Origin of the sequence: Mammaliicoccus sp. B-M6 (genome assembly GCF_022386965.1) — a bacterium.
GTDB classification, from domain to species: Bacteria; Bacillota; Bacilli; order Staphylococcales; family Staphylococcaceae; genus Mammaliicoccus; species Mammaliicoccus sciuri_A.
This window is the reverse complement of record NZ_JAJNHJ010000010.1, coordinates 52,075-70,048: the sequence shown is the minus strand read 5'-3', so window position 1 is coordinate 70,048 and position 17,974 is coordinate 52,075. Positions and strand designations below refer to the sequence as shown.

15 protein-coding genes are annotated in these 17,974 nt (G+C 32.7%); 13 read left to right on the top strand and 2 right to left on the bottom strand.

Annotated features, from left to right (window positions below):
* Nucleotides 1–116: 116 nt before the first annotated feature.
* Complete coding sequence (locus LQ693_RS05650) at nt 117–2,717, bottom strand: YfhO family protein (RefSeq protein WP_239702980.1); 2,601 nt, start codon at nt 2,715–2,717, stop codon at nt 117–119.
* Nucleotides 2,718–2,735: 18 nt separating this feature from the next.
* A complete protein-coding gene (locus LQ693_RS05645; protein ID WP_107576987.1) occupies nt 2,736–3,665 on the bottom strand; it encodes a glycosyltransferase family 2 protein in 930 nt (309 codons plus the stop codon).
* Nucleotides 3,666–3,737: 72 nt separating this feature from the next.
* On the opposite strand from LQ693_RS05645, the gene ylqF reads away from it, so the two are divergent.
* The 13 genes from ylqF to rpsB all read left to right on the top strand — a co-directional run bounded on the left by ylqF (nt 3,738) and on the right by rpsB (nt 17,928).
* Entirely contained in the window at nt 3,738–4,622 is an 885-nt protein-coding gene (gene ylqF / locus LQ693_RS05640) for a ribosome biogenesis GTPase YlqF (RefSeq protein ID WP_025905311.1), read from the top strand.
* Nucleotides 4,603–5,379, top strand: a complete 777-nt coding sequence (locus LQ693_RS05635; protein WP_204185535.1) for a ribonuclease HII — start codon at nt 4,603–4,605, stop codon at nt 5,377–5,379. The genes ylqF and LQ693_RS05635 overlap by 20 nt, the downstream gene beginning before the upstream one ends.
* 104 nt (nt 5,380–5,483) lie before the next feature.
* Nucleotides 5,484–6,650 (top strand): ADP-forming succinate--CoA ligase subunit beta, encoded by a 1,167-nt coding sequence (gene sucC, locus LQ693_RS05630; RefSeq protein WP_025905313.1) that lies wholly within the window; start codon nt 5,484–5,486, stop codon nt 6,648–6,650.
* Between the two features lie 17 nt (nt 6,651–6,667).
* Nucleotides 6,668–7,576, top strand: coding sequence for a succinate--CoA ligase subunit alpha (gene sucD / locus LQ693_RS05625; RefSeq protein WP_025905314.1), 909 nt, complete (start codon nt 6,668–6,670; stop codon nt 7,574–7,576).
* 177 nt (nt 7,577–7,753) lie between these two features.
* A complete protein-coding gene (locus tag LQ693_RS05620; protein ID WP_239702979.1) occupies nt 7,754–8,653 on the top strand; it encodes a nuclease-related domain-containing protein in 900 nt (299 codons plus the stop codon).
* 87 nt (nt 8,654–8,740) lie between these two features.
* Nucleotides 8,741–9,631, top strand: coding sequence for a DNA-processing protein DprA (gene dprA, locus LQ693_RS05615; RefSeq protein WP_119594272.1), 891 nt, complete (start codon nt 8,741–8,743; stop codon nt 9,629–9,631).
* Nucleotides 9,632–9,719: 88 nt separating this feature from the next.
* Nucleotides 9,720–11,792: a type I DNA topoisomerase gene (gene topA, locus LQ693_RS05610; RefSeq protein WP_025905317.1), complete on the top strand. Its 2,073-nt coding sequence runs from the start codon at nt 9,720–9,722 to the stop codon at nt 11,790–11,792.
* Nucleotides 11,793–11,977: 185 nt separating this feature from the next.
* Complete coding sequence (gene trmFO / locus LQ693_RS05605; RefSeq protein ID WP_025905318.1) at nt 11,978–13,282, top strand: FADH(2)-oxidizing methylenetetrahydrofolate--tRNA-(uracil(54)-C(5))-methyltransferase TrmFO; 1,305 nt, start codon at nt 11,978–11,980, stop codon at nt 13,280–13,282.
* Nucleotides 13,283–13,344: 62 nt separating this feature from the next.
* Entirely contained in the window at nt 13,345–14,226 is an 882-nt protein-coding gene (gene xerC, locus LQ693_RS05600; RefSeq protein ID WP_103361325.1) for a tyrosine recombinase XerC, read from the top strand.
* A gap of 13 nt (nt 14,227–14,239) precedes the next feature.
* Nucleotides 14,240–14,782, top strand: a complete 543-nt coding sequence (gene hslV / locus LQ693_RS05595; protein ID WP_037560086.1) for an ATP-dependent protease subunit HslV — start codon at nt 14,240–14,242, stop codon at nt 14,780–14,782.
* Between the two features lie 37 nt (nt 14,783–14,819).
* Nucleotides 14,820–16,202, top strand: coding sequence for an ATP-dependent protease ATPase subunit HslU (gene hslU / locus LQ693_RS05590; RefSeq protein ID WP_204181273.1), 1,383 nt, complete (start codon nt 14,820–14,822; stop codon nt 16,200–16,202).
* Nucleotides 16,203–16,220: 18 nt separating this feature from the next.
* Nucleotides 16,221–16,994, top strand: coding sequence for a GTP-sensing pleiotropic transcriptional regulator CodY (gene codY / locus LQ693_RS05585; RefSeq protein WP_025905322.1), 774 nt, complete (start codon nt 16,221–16,223; stop codon nt 16,992–16,994).
* 157 nt (nt 16,995–17,151) lie between these two features.
* Entirely contained in the window at nt 17,152–17,928 is a 777-nt protein-coding gene (gene rpsB / locus LQ693_RS05580) for a 30S ribosomal protein S2 (protein WP_025905323.1), read from the top strand.
* Nucleotides 17,929–17,974: the final 46 nt, after the last annotated feature.

Genomic DNA, 17,974 nt, shown 5'->3' with positions numbered 1-17,974 from the left:
GTTTAAGTGATTGGGACATATATCCTGACACAAAATAAATAAGCATATCACTGAACTGATTACTCAGTTGCTGGTGATATGCTTATTTTTTATTTACTAAAATGAGTCGAAGATATTTAGGTTTCCTGCTTTGAATTCACTTTTCTTGTGAAGATAACACTTAAAATAATTGAAACAATTGAAACCAAGATCATCGTTTTAAAATAGGGTGGTTGATAAGTGATTTCTATATCTTTGTCTTGTTGTTCTACATCTATACCTGTCATAATGTGATTGACTTTGTGAATGGCTTTGTCTTTACCGTCTACTTTAGCTTTTAAGCCTTCTCTATACGGTATATTGATGACTGCAGTTCCTTTTTTATGTTCTTTTAAAGATATATTAATTTTCCCATTTGTTTCATGGTAAGTATAACGTTTCTCTTTATGAGCTTGCTTTAATGTTTGATAATTTTCACCATATAAACTTTGTAACTGTAATTTATATTTCCCATTCGTTAATGAGATAAATATTTTACCATCTTTAGGTACTGGAACACGATAAAGTAAATCATCTTGATTCATGCGATATTTTGAATCTTGGAAGAGACGATTATTTGGATAATCATTTACTTGAATTGTAAAGTTTGATTGCGGTAATTCACGTTCTAAATGTAACATCAAATATAAATCTTCATATTGATTCGTTAATTTTTTAGGTAGCTGAATCGTTAAACCATCTCCATTTCGAGGCACGGTCAACATGTCATCTTTATAATCGGCATCACGCGTTGTAATGGTCGTTTGATTTAATAGATTTGGTGCTTTGTTTATTTCTGAATTAACTTTATCTTTATCTGTTGTAACAACACCTTTAATCATGGCATGTTCAAGATCTAATGGATTATCAATATCATGGGCATCATAATATTGATCGGTTACTTTAACTGCAGGTAACGGTTGCTCATTTTCTAATATTTGATATTTGCCATCGTCTTGAATCAATTTAAAGTTTGCTGGTGATGATTTTTGGTATGATTTCTTCATTATATACTTTGTTGACCAAAGGCTGTATAAGTTTGACCGATCTTGCATATCGCTATAACGACTTAACGATTCATTCTGTAGATTAACTTTTGCATCTTCAAACAGATATTGATTTAAACCGCCATCAAAAATACTCGAGTATAAACTAAGACCTTTAAAATGTTGATACATAGGTGTGTTGTCTTGTGTTAATACGCGCCATCCTAATCTTTCATCAGGCTTCAATTGTTGGTTTAAATGTGATACATGACTTCGTTGCAGGCCACTATCAAACGTACTTGCTTGAATAAAGAATTTATTCGCACGTCTTTCATGATCATCGTGATAGATTTGGTTATTACTATGATCTTTTGAAACTAAGAATGAAGTTAACAATATCAAAGCCGCAAATACAAGTGTTAATAAACGTGTAAAACGCTTTATAGTTAATACGAGCAATCCAATTATAAATAGAATAGGTACCATCCATATCCAACTGACATAATCTTTAGTTATATAATAACTTGAAAAGATAACAACAAAACCAGGTATGGCCGTGATGATATATTGCTTGATGCTGATCGATTTAAAGTAATATACGTAACTTGCAATTAAACCACTAGAAAAGAATGTTAATAAATAATGCCATCTTTTTTGTGGTGCAGAAAAGCCATTAAAAATACTATCTACATAAGGTATAAAACTCGCAATCATTAAGATGATCGTGAAAATACTAAATAATCTATAATAATAATGTTTGTAAAGCTTTATTGTTAAAAGCGCCTGAATGGCTATAAAAAGTACAACAATTAAATAATTGTCATAGAATATATTGTCATGTTTATTAAAGTTAGACAGTAATGGAATCGTTCCATTATAAATTGCACGATTATTCCCAATGAAACTATGAGCAGAGTGGAAGAAAATAAATAAACTACTTCCAAGTCCAAGTATACTTGCTACTACAAGTAATTTAAGTTGTTGCATTCTTGGTACAATATCAGCCTTATGTTGAAAAATAAATCGATAGAAAAAGTAAATGAGTCCTGTTAAAAATTGATAGTATGCAAAATAAAAGTTATTGATAAACGTTAAGGCAACGATTAAGATAAACAAGCCTATTTTATTATCTTTTAAAAATCTTTCAATACTGAATAATAATAATGGCAATAGCATAAAGACATCGCTAAAGAATGGCCAATATACAGTAAATCTAAAGTATATAGGTGAAACTGCAAATAGAAAAGCAGCAACTATTGAAGCAGTTCGATTTAAGCCAATCTTCTTAACATATAAATAGGTAAAACTCATAATTAAAAATGATTTTACGATTGATATGACAATGGCATTCTGAGCCCAAAATAACATATGGTCCGTATTAAAATGGAAGATAAATGAGCCTATCCAAACAAAAATGACATTGATAATGAACAAAATATTCGTAGAGAAGTAATAGGACAAATCCATAAACATATCTCCACCAAGACCTAAATGAGTTGAATAGAAAAATGTTCCGTGTGTCCAATGTTCATATAAATACATTTGAATTGGCAACATTTGTTCGATACCATCATTTGGACCAGTGAAAATAATACCATCTTTAAAATAGCGATATAGTATATAACTATGCCCTAAAATGGCTAAGACACCGAAAAGTAAAATGTATTTGAAAATAGCGTTGTTATTCAAAAATGTTTTTATTTTATTTATCATTTGATTCACCTATATGTGTTATTCGTGAGATTTAAGGTTTGTTTGTTGAATAATATATTTTGGTCTATCTTTTGTTTCATAATAAATACGACCAATATATTCACCTATAACACCTAAACTAAATAATTGAAGACCACCTAAGAATAAAATGGCGGAAATAATTGTGAAATAACCAGGTTCTTCGATGCCATGTATCATAATATTTATAAATGTAATTAAAATATATAGAAGACAGATAAACATTGTAATACCACCAAAATAAAAGCATAGTCGAAGCGGTTTATTATTAAAACTAACGATACCATCAATTGCGTAATCGATTAATTTAAAGTTGGAATATTTAGAACGTCCTTGATTTCTATCTAGATGATCATATGTAATAGTTGTCTTATTAAAACCAACCCATTCAAATATACCTTTAGAGAAGCGATTGTACTCAGTCATTTTAATGATAGACTCAACAACTTCTTTAGATATTAAGCGAAAGTCACCTTCACCACTTTTTAATTTAACATCAATCATATTTCTAGATAATTTATAAAAAATTTTAGCTGGGATTCTTTTTAAAAATGACTCTTTGTCGCGATTGCGTAATGCGACGACTTGTTGATAGCCTTCAAGGTGTAATTCGATCATTTGTGGGATTATCTCAGGTGGGTGTTGAAGGTCTGAATCCATGATGATAACAGCATCTCCTATACTGTGCTCAAGTCCACAATACATAGCAGATTCTTTGCCGAAATTTTTAGAGAAAGATATGTATTTAACATGTTCGTCTTTTTCTGATAGTGATTGAATTAAATTTAGTGAAGCATCTGTAGAACCATCATCAACAAAAATGATTTCAAATTGATGTGGCAAATTTAAAAAGACGTTTGATACTTTTTCATGTAAAATAGAGATGTTAGTTTCCTCATTATAAAGAGGAACTATAATTGAAATAAACATAACAAACCTCCTATATAGATATGGTTAATATATCATATTTCGATAGTTTAAGATAAGAAAGGATAAATATAAATGACAATTCAATGGTTTCCAGGTCATATGGCCAAAGCGAGACGCGAAGTAACAGAACAATTAAAAATGGTAGATGTGGTATTCGAATTAGTCGATGCACGTATTCCGCTATCTTCAAGAAATCCAATGATTGATGACATTGTTAAACAAAAACCTCGTGTTGTAATACTTAATAAAAAAGACATGTCAAAACAAAGTGAGACAGATAAATGGACGCAATACTTTAAAAATCAAGGCTTTTTCCCAGTTCAAATTGATTCGAAACATGGTAAGCATTTAGGTGAGCTTATGAAAGCTGCACAAGCTGCCACTAAAGAAAAATTTGATAGAGAAAAACGTAAAGGTCTTCGTCCGAGAGCAATCAGAGCTATGATAGTTGGTATTCCGAATGTAGGTAAATCCACACTTATCAATAAATTAGCCAAAAAATCAATTGCTAAAACAGGTAATACACCGGGTGTGACGAAAAAACAACAATGGATTAAAGTAGGAAAAGAATTAGAATTGTTAGATACACCAGGGATTTTATGGCCGAAATTTGAAGACCAAACGATTGGTAAAAAGTTGAGTTTAACAGGGGCAATTAAAGACAGTATTGTACATTTAGATGAAGTTGCGATATATGGATTAAACTTTTTAATTGATCATGATCCAGAAAAATTAAAGCAATTCTATCAAATTGAATTACCTGAAGATGGTGACGTCATTGGTTTGTTCGATCAAATAGGTAAAAGAAGAGGCATGTTAAAACGTGGTAATGAAGTGGATTATGAGTCTGTTACTGAGTTGATTATTAGAGATTTACGTAATGCTAAAATTGGTCATTACTGCTTCGATATATATGAAGAAATGAAGGATGGCATGCATGAAACAGAAGAGCATTAAAGAAATTGTTGAAGAGGTTAATCAATATTTAACGATTCAAGAAGTTGAAGCATCACCTTATAACGAAGATGAACGTAAAGGTGTCCAAAGTGCTTTAAGTAAGCGAATCAAGCAGTTAGAAAAAATAGAACAACTTCACCATAAATATATTCAAATGAATCAATATGAAAAACAAGTATTAGACTCAAACAAAGATGCTGTTATTTGTGGAATTGATGAAGTAGGGAGAGGTCCACTTGCAGGCCCAGTCGTAGCAAGTGCGGTCATTCTTGAACAAGACCATCAATATTTAGGCATTACAGATTCGAAAGCTTTATCGCAAGCTAAACGTTCTTATTTCGAACAAGAAATATATAATCGTGCACGTGCAGTAGGTATTGGCATTGCAACTGTTGAAGAAATTGATGAACTCAATATATATGAAGCAACAAAGGTAGCGATGCAACGAGCGATAGATCAATTGTCAGTTAAACCAGACCACTTGTTAATAGATGCGATGAAGCTAGATAATGGCATTCCACAAACATCTATTATAAAGGGAGACTTAAATAGTGTTTCTATAGCAGCAGCGAGTGTGATTGCTAAAGAATATCGTGATAAGTTAATGTCTCAATATCATACAGAATATCCTGGATATGATTTTGATAAAAATAAAGGATACGGCACAAAATCACATTTAGAAGGGCTCAAAAATTATGGTATTACACCTATACACCGTAAAACTTTCGAACCTATCAAATCAAAAGTGAAATATTAGTCTAACAATTCGTAAAATTGGACTCTCCTTGTTTACAATAACGCTTACATTTTCTATAATTGAGAAGTAAGCAAACATTATTGTATGTATTAGGAGGATGGAGAATGAATATCCATGAGTATCAAGGTAAAGAGATTTTTCGCTCTATGGGCGTAGCTGTACCTAATGGTTCAGTGGCTTTTTCACCTGCTGAAGCAGTAGAAAAAGCGAAAGAATTAGATTCAAATGTATATGTTGTTAAAGCGCAAATCCATGCTGGTGGACGTGGTAAAGCTGGTGGCGTTAAAATTGCTAAATCAATTGATGAAGTACGTGAATATGCTAAAGAATTATTAGGCAAAGTACTTGTTACACATCAAACTGGCCCTGAAGGTAAAGAAGTAAAACGTCTTCTTATCGAAGAAGGATGCGATATTCAAAAAGAATATTACATTGGGTTCGTTATCGATAGAGCTACAGACAGAATTACTTTAATGGCTTCAGAAGAAGGCGGAACTGAAATTGAAGAAGTTGCAGCAGCAACACCTGAAAAAATCTTCAAAGAAGTGATTGATCCTGTTACTGGATTAATGCCTTACCAAGCTAGAAGAATAGCATTTAATATTAACATCCCTAAAGAATCAGTTAACAAAGCTGTTAAATTAATGATGTCTTTATATAATGTGTTTGTAGAAAAAGACTGCTCAATTGTTGAAATTAACCCACTTGTTACAACAGGTAGTGGTGAAGTATTAGCACTTGATGCAAAAGTAAACTTCGATGATAATGCTTTATTTAGACATAAAGATATCGTTGAAATGCGTGATTTAGAAGAAGAAGATGAAAAAGAAATCGAAGCTTCTAAATACGATTTATCTTATATCGCACTAGATGGAAACATTGGTTGTATGGTAAACGGAGCTGGCTTAGCTATGGCTACGATGGATACAATTAATCACTTTGGCGGTAATCCGGCTAACTTCCTTGACGTTGGGGGCGGCGCAACAAAAGAAAAAGTTACTGAAGCATTCAAAATCATCTTAGGTGATTCACAAGTTGAAGGTATCTTTGTAAATATCTTCGGTGGAATCATGAAATGTGATGTCATTGCTGAAGGTATCGTAGCTGCTGCTAAAGAAGTTGAATTAGATATGCCTTTAGTTGTAAGACTTGAAGGTACTAATGTTGAACAAGGTAAACAAATCTTAAAAGAATCTGGTTTAGCAATCGAGCCAGCATCTATCATGGCTGATGGTGCTCAAAAAATTGTTAAATTAGTTCAAGAACGATAAGAAAGGCGGAGAGTTACGTGAGTGTATACATCGATAAAAATACAAAAGTATTAGTTCAAGGTATTACGGGTGCAACAGCACTTTTCCATACTAAACAAATGCTAGAATACGGTACTCAAATCGTTGCTGGGGTAACACCTGGTAAAGGTGGGCAAGTGGTTGAAGGTGTACCAGTATTTAACACTATAGAAGAAGCAGTCGCTGAAACTGGCGCAACTGTTTCAGTTATATATGTACCAGCTCCATTTGCGGCTGATGCAATTATTGAAAGTGCAGATGCTGAATTAGACTTAGCTATTTGTATCACAGAACATATTCCTGTTATTGATATGATTAAAGTTAAGAGATACTTAGAAGGTAAGAAAACACGCTTAGTAGGACCAAACTGTCCAGGTGTGATCACTGCTGATGAATGTAAAATTGGTATTATGCCTGGTTACATCCATAAAAAAGGTCACGTAGGCGTAGTTTCACGTTCAGGTACATTAACATATGAAGCGGTTCATCAATTAACTCAAGCAGGTATCGGTCAAACGACAGCTGTTGGTATTGGTGGAGACCCAGTTAACGGTACAGACTTCATTGATGTATTAAAAGCATTTAATGAAGACGACGAAACATATGCAGTTGTTATGATTGGTGAAATCGGTGGTACAGCTGAAGAAGAAGCAGCTGAATGGATTAAAGCTAACATGACAAAACCAGTAGTAGGATTCATTGGTGGTCAAACAGCACCTCCAGGAAAACGTATGGGTCATGCTGGTGCAATTATTTCAGGCGGTAAAGGTACTGCATCTGAAAAAATCAAAACTTTAAATGACTGTGGTATTGATACAGCAGATACACCATCTGTTATCGCTGAAACACTTATAAATCGTATTAAAAAAGAAGACGGTTTATATGAAAAATGTCTAACAGTTAAATAATAACCATATATATAAGTACAGTGTCTTTCTTCAATAGAAAAGCACTGTGCTTATTTGGTGTTTAAATTTATATACCCACTAATGAACTCAATTTTAGTTTGTTAGTGGTTTTTTTGTAGACAATATTAAATGCATAAACTATAATATATGTAAAATATTAACAAACAGGAGTGAGGCATGAAATTTATCGATGAAACAGCATATGTAAATGCACTAACATCAAGATTAAAAGAAGACAGTCATGATTTTGAAATCATGAATAAATTTAAAGGTTATGAAGGAGAACGACTAGTAGAAAATCTACTAAAGCAACAACATCAAATTGTGTTTAGTCATAATCTTGAATTTGTATCTTCAAATGCAGTACAAATAGATTTTTTAATCATACATAACAGTCAAATAAGTATATTAGAAGTTAAACACTACTATGGCGATTTCGAAATCTATGACAACTATATAAAGAGTTCTTATAATAAACATTACACATCACCATTTGTACAATTATACAAAACTAAAAATACCCTCCAATCAATACTTCAAGATATAAATCTAAACCTAGCAATAAATCACTTTTTAGTATTTTCAAATCCCACATTTACAATAAGAAACCACATACCTAACCGCTCGCAAGTACTGTTGCGCTCTGAATTTTATAAATTTCCAAAACTATTTCAATCTCAACAAATCGATAAAGATAAGCAAATACATCAGCAAATTTTAGCTAAGCAGCAAATATTTTCTCATAGATTTAAACCAGTCGAAAGAGTCGCTTTTAATAAGATAACTAAAGGTATAAAATGTCCAGAATGTAAAAAGTTACATACTATTATAATTGAAGAAAAGAAGAAGATTATACCTTGTAAAAATTGTTTAAAAACTTTTAGAAGAGTGGAAATTTACTATTTTAACATAATGGAACTAGGCATAATAAAAGGAAAAGAAGGATTTACAATACCAGAAGCAGTTGAATGGTGTGAGGCGAATAATGTTCATACTGTAAAAAGAATATGCAATCAATATTTTAAGAGTAAAGGTCAAAGGTATAAGACGTATTATTTAGAAGAATTTAGTAGGTGATGCGGCGCTAACGATCAAGAAACCAAAACAAGATCGTTAGCCATCCACCCAAATCAAAAAAATCTACATTATAAGAGGTGTATATTTATGAATGATTATCAACAATCAATTTTGAAATTAATATACAGTGGTTTTACGACTAATCAAATTCACAAGATGATTCGTTATGATCCTGAGTTAAACTTTCTTTCATATAGAACTGCGTTTATTGATTTTGTATATAAAAGTGGTTTTAAAGAGAGAACAATATTAACGATGTATCACAAATATAATGATAGTCATATAGATAAAATACGTTCTTCATTAGAAAAAAGAAATATTCAAATGGTGTTTTCTGATGAGGATTGTTATCCAACTTTATTGAAGGAAATTTATGATTATCCGCTTGTACTTTTCGGAATGGGTAATATGTCGTTATTGCAAAATAAACAAAAATTGGCTATAGTCGGTTCAAGGAAGGCTACACAATATTCAGAACAAATTTGTGATGCTATCGTGCCAGAACTGGTTAAGTCTCATATTACAATTGTTTCTGGAATGGCAATGGGAGCAGATTATTTTGCACATTTAAAAGCGATAGAGTATAGTGGTCAAACTATAGGTGTTGCTGCATTTGGTTTAGATTACCATTATCCAAAAGCGACACAATATATAAGTGAACTGATGCGTAAAGATCATCTCGTCATATCTGAGTATTATCCAACAACAAAAGTTCAAAAATGGCGTTTCCCAGAAAGAAATCGTATTATTAGTGGATTGTCACAAGGTGTATTAGTAACTGAAGCAAATGAACGTAGTGGTTCTTTAATTACGATAGACTTGGCATTGGAACAAAATAGAAATATATATTGTTGTCCTGGTACGATTTTTCAATCTTTAAGTAAAGGTGGCAATAATAGAATAAAAGAAGGTGCCAAGCTCGTACAAAATGCTCAAGATATCATTGAGGATTATTGTATATTTACTGAACAAAAATAAATTTTATAAAATGTTTTAATTGACAAAGCTGAATTTATCAGTTTATCATTTACATTTGTAATCAATAGAATAGCAAGGGGGACTTACTTTGGCAGAAAATCTTGTCATCGTTGAATCGCCCGCAAAAGCAAAAACCATTGAAAAATATTTAGGGAAAAAATATAAAGTCGTTGCATCTATGGGGCATGTTAGAGATTTACCTCGTAGTCAAATGGGCGTAGATGTTGAAAATAATTATGAACCTAGATATATTACGATTCGCGGCAAAGGGCCAGTTGTAAAAGATTTAAAACGCTATGCAAAAAAAGCAAAAAACGTTTATCTCGCAAGTGACCCCGATCGTGAAGGTGAAGCAATTGCGTGGCATTTAGCACATATATTAGATATAGATGAAAATAAAAAATCAAGAGTCGTATTTAACGAAATTACAAAAGATGCAGTAAAAGATAGTTTTAAGCATCCTAGAGAAATAGAACATGAATTAGTTGATGCACAACAAGCGAGACGTGTACTAGATAGACTTGTTGGATATAACATTTCTCCAGTGTTATGGAAAAAAGTTAAAAAAGGTTTGTCAGCAGGTCGTGTACAATCTGTTGCATTAAGACTCGTTATAGATCGTGAAAACGAAATTAATAATTTTAATCCAGAAGAATACTGGACAATTGAAGGTTTATTTAAACATAAAACTAAAACATTTAGTGCGAAGTTTTTACATGAGAAAAGTAAACCCGTTAAATTAAAAAATGAAAAAGACGTACAAAAAATTACAACACAATTAGATGGGGATAAATTTGAAGTTACGCAAGTTACTAAGAAAGAAAAATTAAGATATCCCGCGAAATCATTTACAACTTCATCTTTACAACAAGAAGCATCACGTAAGTTGAATTTTAAAGCTAGAAAAACAATGATGTTAGCACAACAATTATACGAAGGTATAGATTTGAAAAAACAAGGTACTGTTGGTTTGATTACCTATATGAGAACGGACTCTACACGTATAGCTGATAGTGCTCAAGCTGAAGCAGCATCATTTATTGAAAAAGAGTACGGTAAAGAGTATTTATCTAAAGCTAAAGCAGCAAAAGGTAAACAAGGCGCGCAAGATGCCCATGAAGCAGTTAGACCGACAAGTGTGGAACGTACACCAGATCAGATGAAAACATTCTTATCTAGAGATCAATATCGATTATATAAATTGATTTGGGAACGTTTTATGGCAAGTCAAATGGCACCTGCTATTGCTGATACAGTTGCGGCAGATATTACTCAAGGCGATTTGAAATTCAGAGCAAATGGTCAAACAATCAAATTTAAAGGGTTCATGAAAGTATACGTTGAAGCTAAAGATGATACTGATGAAGAAAAAGAAGGTAAATTACCACCGTTAGAAAAAGGTGATATCGTTACGGCTGAGAAAATCGATCCTAAACAACATTTCACTCAACCACCACCACGATACACTGAAGCACGATTGGTTAAAACTTTAGAAGAATTAAAAATCGGTAGACCTTCAACTTATGCACCTACAATCGATACGATTCAAAAAAGAAACTACGTAAAATTAGACCAGAAAAGATTTGTGCCTACAGAGTTAGGAGAAATCGTACATGAGTCAGTTAAAGAATACTTCCCTGAAATTATAGATGTTGACTTTACAGTTAACATGGAAACATTGCTAGATAAAGTAGCAGATGGTGAAATTGAGTGGAAGAAAGTCATAGATATGTTCTATGAAAACTTTAAAATCGATGTAGCAAGAGCAGAAGAAGAAATGGAGAAAATTGAAATCAAAGATGAACCAGCTGGTGAGGATTGCGAATTATGTGGTTCACCAATGGTTTATAAAATGGGCCGATACGGTAAGTTTATGGCTTGTTCAAATTTCCCAGATTGTAGAAATACTAAAGCGATCATTAAAACGATTGGCGTTAAATGTCCTAAATGTAAAGAGGGCGAAGTTGTCGAACGTAAATCTAAAAAGAATAGAGTATTCTATGGTTGTTCAAGATACCCAGAATGTGATTATACATCATGGGATAAACCTTTAGATCGTTCATGTCCTAAATGTGAAACAGTACTTGTTGAACGTAAAAAAGGAAAATCAGCTCAAGTTATATGTCCAAATTGTGACTATAAAGAGCAAGAACAAAAATAGTTATAATACAGTGCAAAAAGTTATTTTAATGATAACTTTTTGCACTTGTTTTTTGATTTAATGTTTTAATAGTAAAACGTCACTAATTTTTAAAATTTATCATCACTTTATCATTTGATTAAATTCAGATTTGTTATACAATTCAATATGGAATAAAAAATTCGAAAATCAAGGAGGCATAAATAATGACTTCAATAAATGTTATCGGTGCTGGATTAGCAGGTTCAGAAGCGGCATACCAAATTGCCAAGAGAGGATTCAATGTTAATCTATACGAAATGAGACCGGTAAAACAAACACCAGCGCATCATACAGATAAATTTGCAGAACTTGTATGTTCTAATTCTTTAAGAGGTAATCAGTTAACAAATGCGGTCGGTGTCTTAAAAGAAGAAATGAGACAATTAGATTCATTAATTATAAAAGCAGCGGATAATGCGCGTGTTCCAGCAGGAGGTGCACTTGCTGTCGATCGACATGATTTTGCGGGATACATTACAGATACGCTTAAGAATCATCCGAATATTACTGTAAAGAATGAAGAAATTACTGAGATACCTGATGGACCAACAATTATTGCAACAGGTCCTTTAACGACAGAAAGTTTAACGAAACAAATCATGAATATTACGGGTGAAGAACAACTGTACTTCTATGATGCAGCTGCACCAATTATTGAAAAAGAATCAATTAACATGGATAAAGTATATTTGAAATCACGCTATGACAAAGGCGATGCAGCATACTTGAATTGTCCAATGACTGAAGAAGAATTCAATACTTTTTATGATGCACTTATAAATGCTGAAGTTGTACCTTTGAAAGAATTCGAAAAAGAAATTTATTTTGAAGGTTGTATGCCATTTGAAGTAATGGCAGAACGTGGTAAGAAAACTTTATTATTTGGTCCTATGAAGCCTGTAGGTTTAGAAGATCCTAAAACTGGTAAAAGACCATATGCAGTTGTTCAATTACGACAAGATGACGCAGCTGGAACGTTATATAATATTGTAGGATTCCAAACACATCTAAAATGGGGCGCGCAAAAAGAAGTTATTTCTCTTATACCTGGATTAGAAAATGTTGATATCGTACGTTACGGTGTGATGCATCGAAATACATTTATTAATTCACCAAACGCGCTTAAAGAAACTTATCAATTAAAATCAAGAGAAGATTTATTCTTTGCTGGTCAAATGACAGGTGTAGAAGGATATGTTGAAAGTGCAGCGAGTGGACTGATTGCAGGAATTAATGCAAGTAAACTCGTTTCAGGTCTTGATCCAATCGTTTTCCCTCGAGAAACAGTAATCGGAAGTATGGCTTATTACATTACACATGCAAATAATAATAAGAACTTCCAACCTATGAATGCGAACTTTGGTTTGTTACCTACATTAGAAAAACGTATTAAAGATAAGAAAGAACGATATGAAACACTTGCAAATCGAGCATTAAAACATTTAGATTCATTTAAAGTAATGCTTTAGTAAATTATTTTAAGATTTTTTAGAATTGTGATACAATTCAGATAAAATGGGAGGAATGAGTTATGGTACATACAATTGAACAACAGTTTGTTGATATGTTAACTTATGAAAAACATTTTTCCACCCATACTTTAAATGCATATCAACTTGATTTGAATGAATTTAATGATTTTTTACAGTCAGAACATTTATCCTTAGAATCATTTGAATATAAAGATGCAAGGAGATACCTTGCGTTTTTGTATGATAAAGGACATAAAAGGACGAGTGTTTCGCGTAAAATTTCTACATTAAGATCTTTATATCAATATTGGATGAGTGTTGATAGCGATATACAGAATCCATTTATTCAACTTGTACATCCAAAAAAAGAACATCATTTACCAAGCTTTTTCTATGAAGAAGAAATGGAAAAGCTATTTAAAACACTTGATGATGGTAAAAAAACGAATATAAGGGATCGCGTCATTCTTGAGTTGCTTTATGCGACAGGTATTCGAGTGTCAGAATTAGTTCATATTCAAATGAGTGATATTGATTTGAATTATGCATTTGTCAAAGTGCTAGGCAAAGGGAATAAAGAACGTATCGTTCCTTTTGGAGAGTATTGTCAAAGTGCAATCGTTGACTATATTGAACAGTTTAGAAGTCAGATGCATTTAGATCATGATTTCTTGATAGTAAACATGAGAGGTAAACCTATCACTGAACGTGGTGTAAGATATGCGCTCAACGAAATCGTTAAGAGAACGCAAGGTGTGTATCACATTCATCCTCATAAATTAAGGCATACTTTTGCAACACATTTGCTAAATCAAGGAGCCGATATGAGAAGTGTTCAAAGTTTACTTGGACATGAAAGTTTATCAACGACAAGTCAATATACACATGTTACAAAAGATCAATTAAGAAAAGTATACTTATCAGCACATCCACGTGCGTAAAGGAGATTTGATAATGAGTTCTTCATTACATGCTACAACTATATTTGCAATAAGACATAATGGTCATTCTGCAATGGCAGGTGACGGTCAAGTTACATTAGGTGAGCAAGTCATTATGAAACAAACAGCAAGAAAAGTTAGAAGATTATATCATGATAAAGTTGTTGCTGGTTTCGCTGGCAGCGTTGCAGACGCATTTACTTTATTCGAAAAATTTGAAGTTAAATTACAAGAATATAGCGGTAATTTAACGAGAGCTGCAGTTGAGCTTGCTCAAGAATGGCGTGGAGATAAAATGTTACGCCAACTTGAAGCGATGCTCATTGTCATGAATGAAACTGATTTATTAGTCGTAAGTGGTACTGGAGAAGTGATTGAGCCAGATGATGGTATCATTGCTATTGGTTCTGGTGGTAATTACGCTTTAAGTGCTGGTAGAGCGCTTAAATCATATGCACCTCATTTATCGGCTAAAGAAATTGCAGAAGCTTCACTTAATACGGCTGCAGATATTTGTGTGTTTACAAACCATGAAATAAAAGTTGAAGAAATATAATTGGAGGGGTTTAAGGTTGTCACAAAATCAATTAAAAATGACACCGCATGATATCGTTGATCGATTAAATGATCATATCATTGGTCAACAAGATGCTAAGCGTAAAGTAGCAATTGCTTTAAGAAATCGCTATAGACGAAGTTTATTAGATGAACAACTTAGAAACGAAATCATACCTAAAAATATTCTTATGATAGGTCCTACAGGTGTAGGTAAGACTGAAATAGCTAGAAGAATGGCTAGATTAGTTGGTGCACCTTTTGTAAAAGTAGAAGCTACTAAATTTACTGAAGTAGGTTATGTAGGTAGAGATGTTGAAAGTATGATACGTGACCTTGTTGAAGTAGGGCGTCGACTTGTTAAAGAAGAAAAGAAAAAAGGCGTACTCGATGAGGCGACTCAAAAAGCTAATGAAAAATTAGTGAAATTGCTTGTGCCAAGTATGAAGAAAAAAGCACAAAGTAATAGTAATAATCCGTTAGAGTCATTGTTTGGTGGACAATTCCCGAACTTCAATCAACAAGAAGAAGTCGAAGAAACACCAACTGAAGAAATAAAAACAAAACGTGAAGATATTAAAAAACAATTATTAAACGGCGAACTTGAAGAAGAAATCGTTAAAATAAAAGTAGAACAAGAACTACAAACGATAGGCATGATGGGTATGGAAAATAACCCTCAAATGCAAGATATGCTTAGCCAAATGATGCCTAAGAAAAAAGTTGAAAGAAACTTGCCAGTTAAATCAGCACGAAAAATTCTAACAGATGAGATTGCGAATGAATTGATTGACCAAGAGTCGGTTAATGAAGAAGCAATTCAATTAACTGAACAAATGGGTATGGTATTCATCGATGAAATCGATAAAATTGCTGTGAGCAACAGTAACGGCGGACAAGATGTATCTCGACAAGGTGTACAAAGAGATATCTTACCAATTGTTGAAGGTAGTGTCGTTCAAACGAAATATGGTTCAATTAATACTGAGCACATATTATTTATTGGTGCAGGTGCGTTCCATATGTCTAAACCAAGTGATTTAATACCTGAGTTACAAGGTAGATTTCCAATTCGTGTTGAATTAGATAGTTTAACAACTGAAGATTTCGTTAAAATATTAAAAGAACCGAAACAATCGCTTCTTGATCAATACAAAGCATTGTTGGAAACTGAAATGGTGACAATCAACTTTACTGATGAAGCCATTAATCGTTTAGCTGAAATTGCTTTTCAAGTTAACCAAGAGACAGATAATATCGGTGCAAGAAGACTGCATACTATACTTGAAAAAATGCTAGAAGATCTTTCTTTCGAAGCTTCGAATATGCCAAATGCAGTTGTAGATATAACACCTGAATATGTTAATCAAAAATTAGAATCTATTGCGACAAATAAAGATTTAAGCGCGTTTATTCTATAAAAAAGGAGAAAAAATTAAATGAGTTTATTATCAAAGACAAGAGAATTAAATACGTTATTACAAAAGCATAAAGGTATTGCTGTAGACTTTAAAGATATGGCTAAAACTATCAGTGATGTAACGGTGACAAACGTATTCATCGTATCAAGAAGAGGTAAAATTTTAGGTTCAAGCTTAAATGAATTATTAAGCAATGAACGTATTATCAAAATGTTAGAAGACAGACATATTCCTAAAGAATATACTGATCAATTAATGCACGTAGAACAAACGAAATCAAATATCGGTATTGAAGAAGTATTAACTGTATTCCCACCAGAAAACAAAGAATTATTCGTTGATAGTCAAACAACTATTTTCCCAATCCTTGGTGGTGGTGAACGTTTAGGTACATTAGTAGTTGGACGTGTATCTCAAGATTTCAATGACAATGACTTAGTACTTGGTGAATATGCAGCTACTGTTATTGGTATGGAAATATTAAGAGAAAAACATAATGAAATTGAACAAGAAGCAAGAGACAAAGCAGCAATCAATATGGCAATTAACTCACTTTCATATTCAGAAAGAGAAGCGATTGAACATATCTTTGAAGAACTTGGTGCACCTGAAGGTTTATTAGTTGCTTCTAAAGTTGCTGACAGAGTAGGCATTACAAGATCAGTTATCGTCAATGCATTAAGAAAATTAGAAAGTGCTGGCGTAATTGAATCTCGTTCTTTAGGTATGAAAGGTACATTTATTAGAATTAAAAAAGAAAAATTCTTAGATGAGTTAGGATTATCTAAATAAAATACTTGATGAACAGTATAAGATATGATATATTTGAAAACGGCTATAAAAGCCAAATTCACACATAATCACGAAAATTATGGATTGGTGCAACTTAGATAAGTTGTTTCTATAATAAGTGTTTATGGCGGAATAAAACCAATTAGGAGGAATTATCATGGCAGTTATCTCAATGAAACAATTGCTTGAAGCAGGTGTTCACTTCGGTCACCAAACACGCCGTTGGAACCCAAAAATGAAAAAATACATTTTCACAGAAAGAAACGGTATCTACATTATCGATTTACAAAAAACAGTTAAAAAAGTTGACGAAGCATACAACTTTATTAAATCTGTTTCTGAAGAAGGCGGTAAAGTATTATTCGTAGGTACTAAAAAACAAGCACAAGAGTCAGTTAAAGAAGAAGCTGAACGTGCTGGACACTACTACATTAACCAAAGATGGTTAGGTGGTATCTTAACTAACTATAAAACAATCTCTAAACGTGTAAAACGTATTTCTGAAATTGAAAAAATGGAAGAAGACGGTACGTTTGATGTATTACCTAAAAAAGAAGTTGTAGAACTTAAAAAAGAATATAACCGTTTAATCAAATTCTTAGGCGGTATTCGTGATATGAAATCAATGCCTCAAGCATTATTCGTAGTAGACCCTCGTAAAGAGCGTAATGCGATTGCTGAAGCACGTAAATTAAACATTCCAATCGTTGGTATTGTTGATACAAACTGTGACCCAGATGAAATCGACTATGTTATCCCTGCGAACGATGATGCTATTCGTGCTGTTAAATTGTTAACTGGTAAAATGGCTGATGCTATTTTAGAAGGTCAACAAGGCGTTTCAAATGAAGATGTTGCTGAAGAGCAAAACATCGACTTAAACGAAACAGAACAAGCACCTGAAGAAGAATCAACTGAAACTACTGAAGCATAATTTCAAAAAGGTGATAAGGTTCTATAACTTATCACCTTTTTTTAGA

Coding starts and splice junctions, on each gene's coding strand:
- LQ693_RS05650 (WP_239702980.1), bottom strand. CDS start 2,717: ATGATAAATAAAATAAAAACATTTTTGAATAACAACGCTATTTTCAAA.
- LQ693_RS05645 (WP_107576987.1), bottom strand. CDS start 3,665: ATGTTTATTTCAATTATAGTTCCTCTTTATAATGAGGAAACTAACATC.
- ylqF (WP_025905311.1), top strand. CDS start 3,738: ATGACAATTCAATGGTTTCCAGGTCATATGGCCAAAGCGAGACGCGAA.
- LQ693_RS05635 (WP_204185535.1), top strand. CDS start 4,603: ATGAAACAGAAGAGCATTAAAGAAATTGTTGAAGAGGTTAATCAATAT.
- sucC (WP_025905313.1), top strand. CDS start 5,484: ATGAATATCCATGAGTATCAAGGTAAAGAGATTTTTCGCTCTATGGGC.
- LQ693_RS05620 (WP_239702979.1), top strand. CDS start 7,754: ATGAAATTTATCGATGAAACAGCATATGTAAATGCACTAACATCAAGA.
- dprA (WP_119594272.1), top strand. CDS start 8,741: ATGAATGATTATCAACAATCAATTTTGAAATTAATATACAGTGGTTTT.
- trmFO (WP_025905318.1), top strand. CDS start 11,978: ATGACTTCAATAAATGTTATCGGTGCTGGATTAGCAGGTTCAGAAGCG.
- xerC (WP_103361325.1), top strand. CDS start 13,345: ATGGTACATACAATTGAACAACAGTTTGTTGATATGTTAACTTATGAA.
- hslV (WP_037560086.1), top strand. CDS start 14,240: ATGAGTTCTTCATTACATGCTACAACTATATTTGCAATAAGACATAAT.
- hslU (WP_204181273.1), top strand. CDS start 14,820: ATGACACCGCATGATATCGTTGATCGATTAAATGATCATATCATTGGT.
- codY (WP_025905322.1), top strand. CDS start 16,221: ATGAGTTTATTATCAAAGACAAGAGAATTAAATACGTTATTACAAAAG.
- rpsB (WP_025905323.1), top strand. CDS start 17,152: ATGGCAGTTATCTCAATGAAACAATTGCTTGAAGCAGGTGTTCACTTC.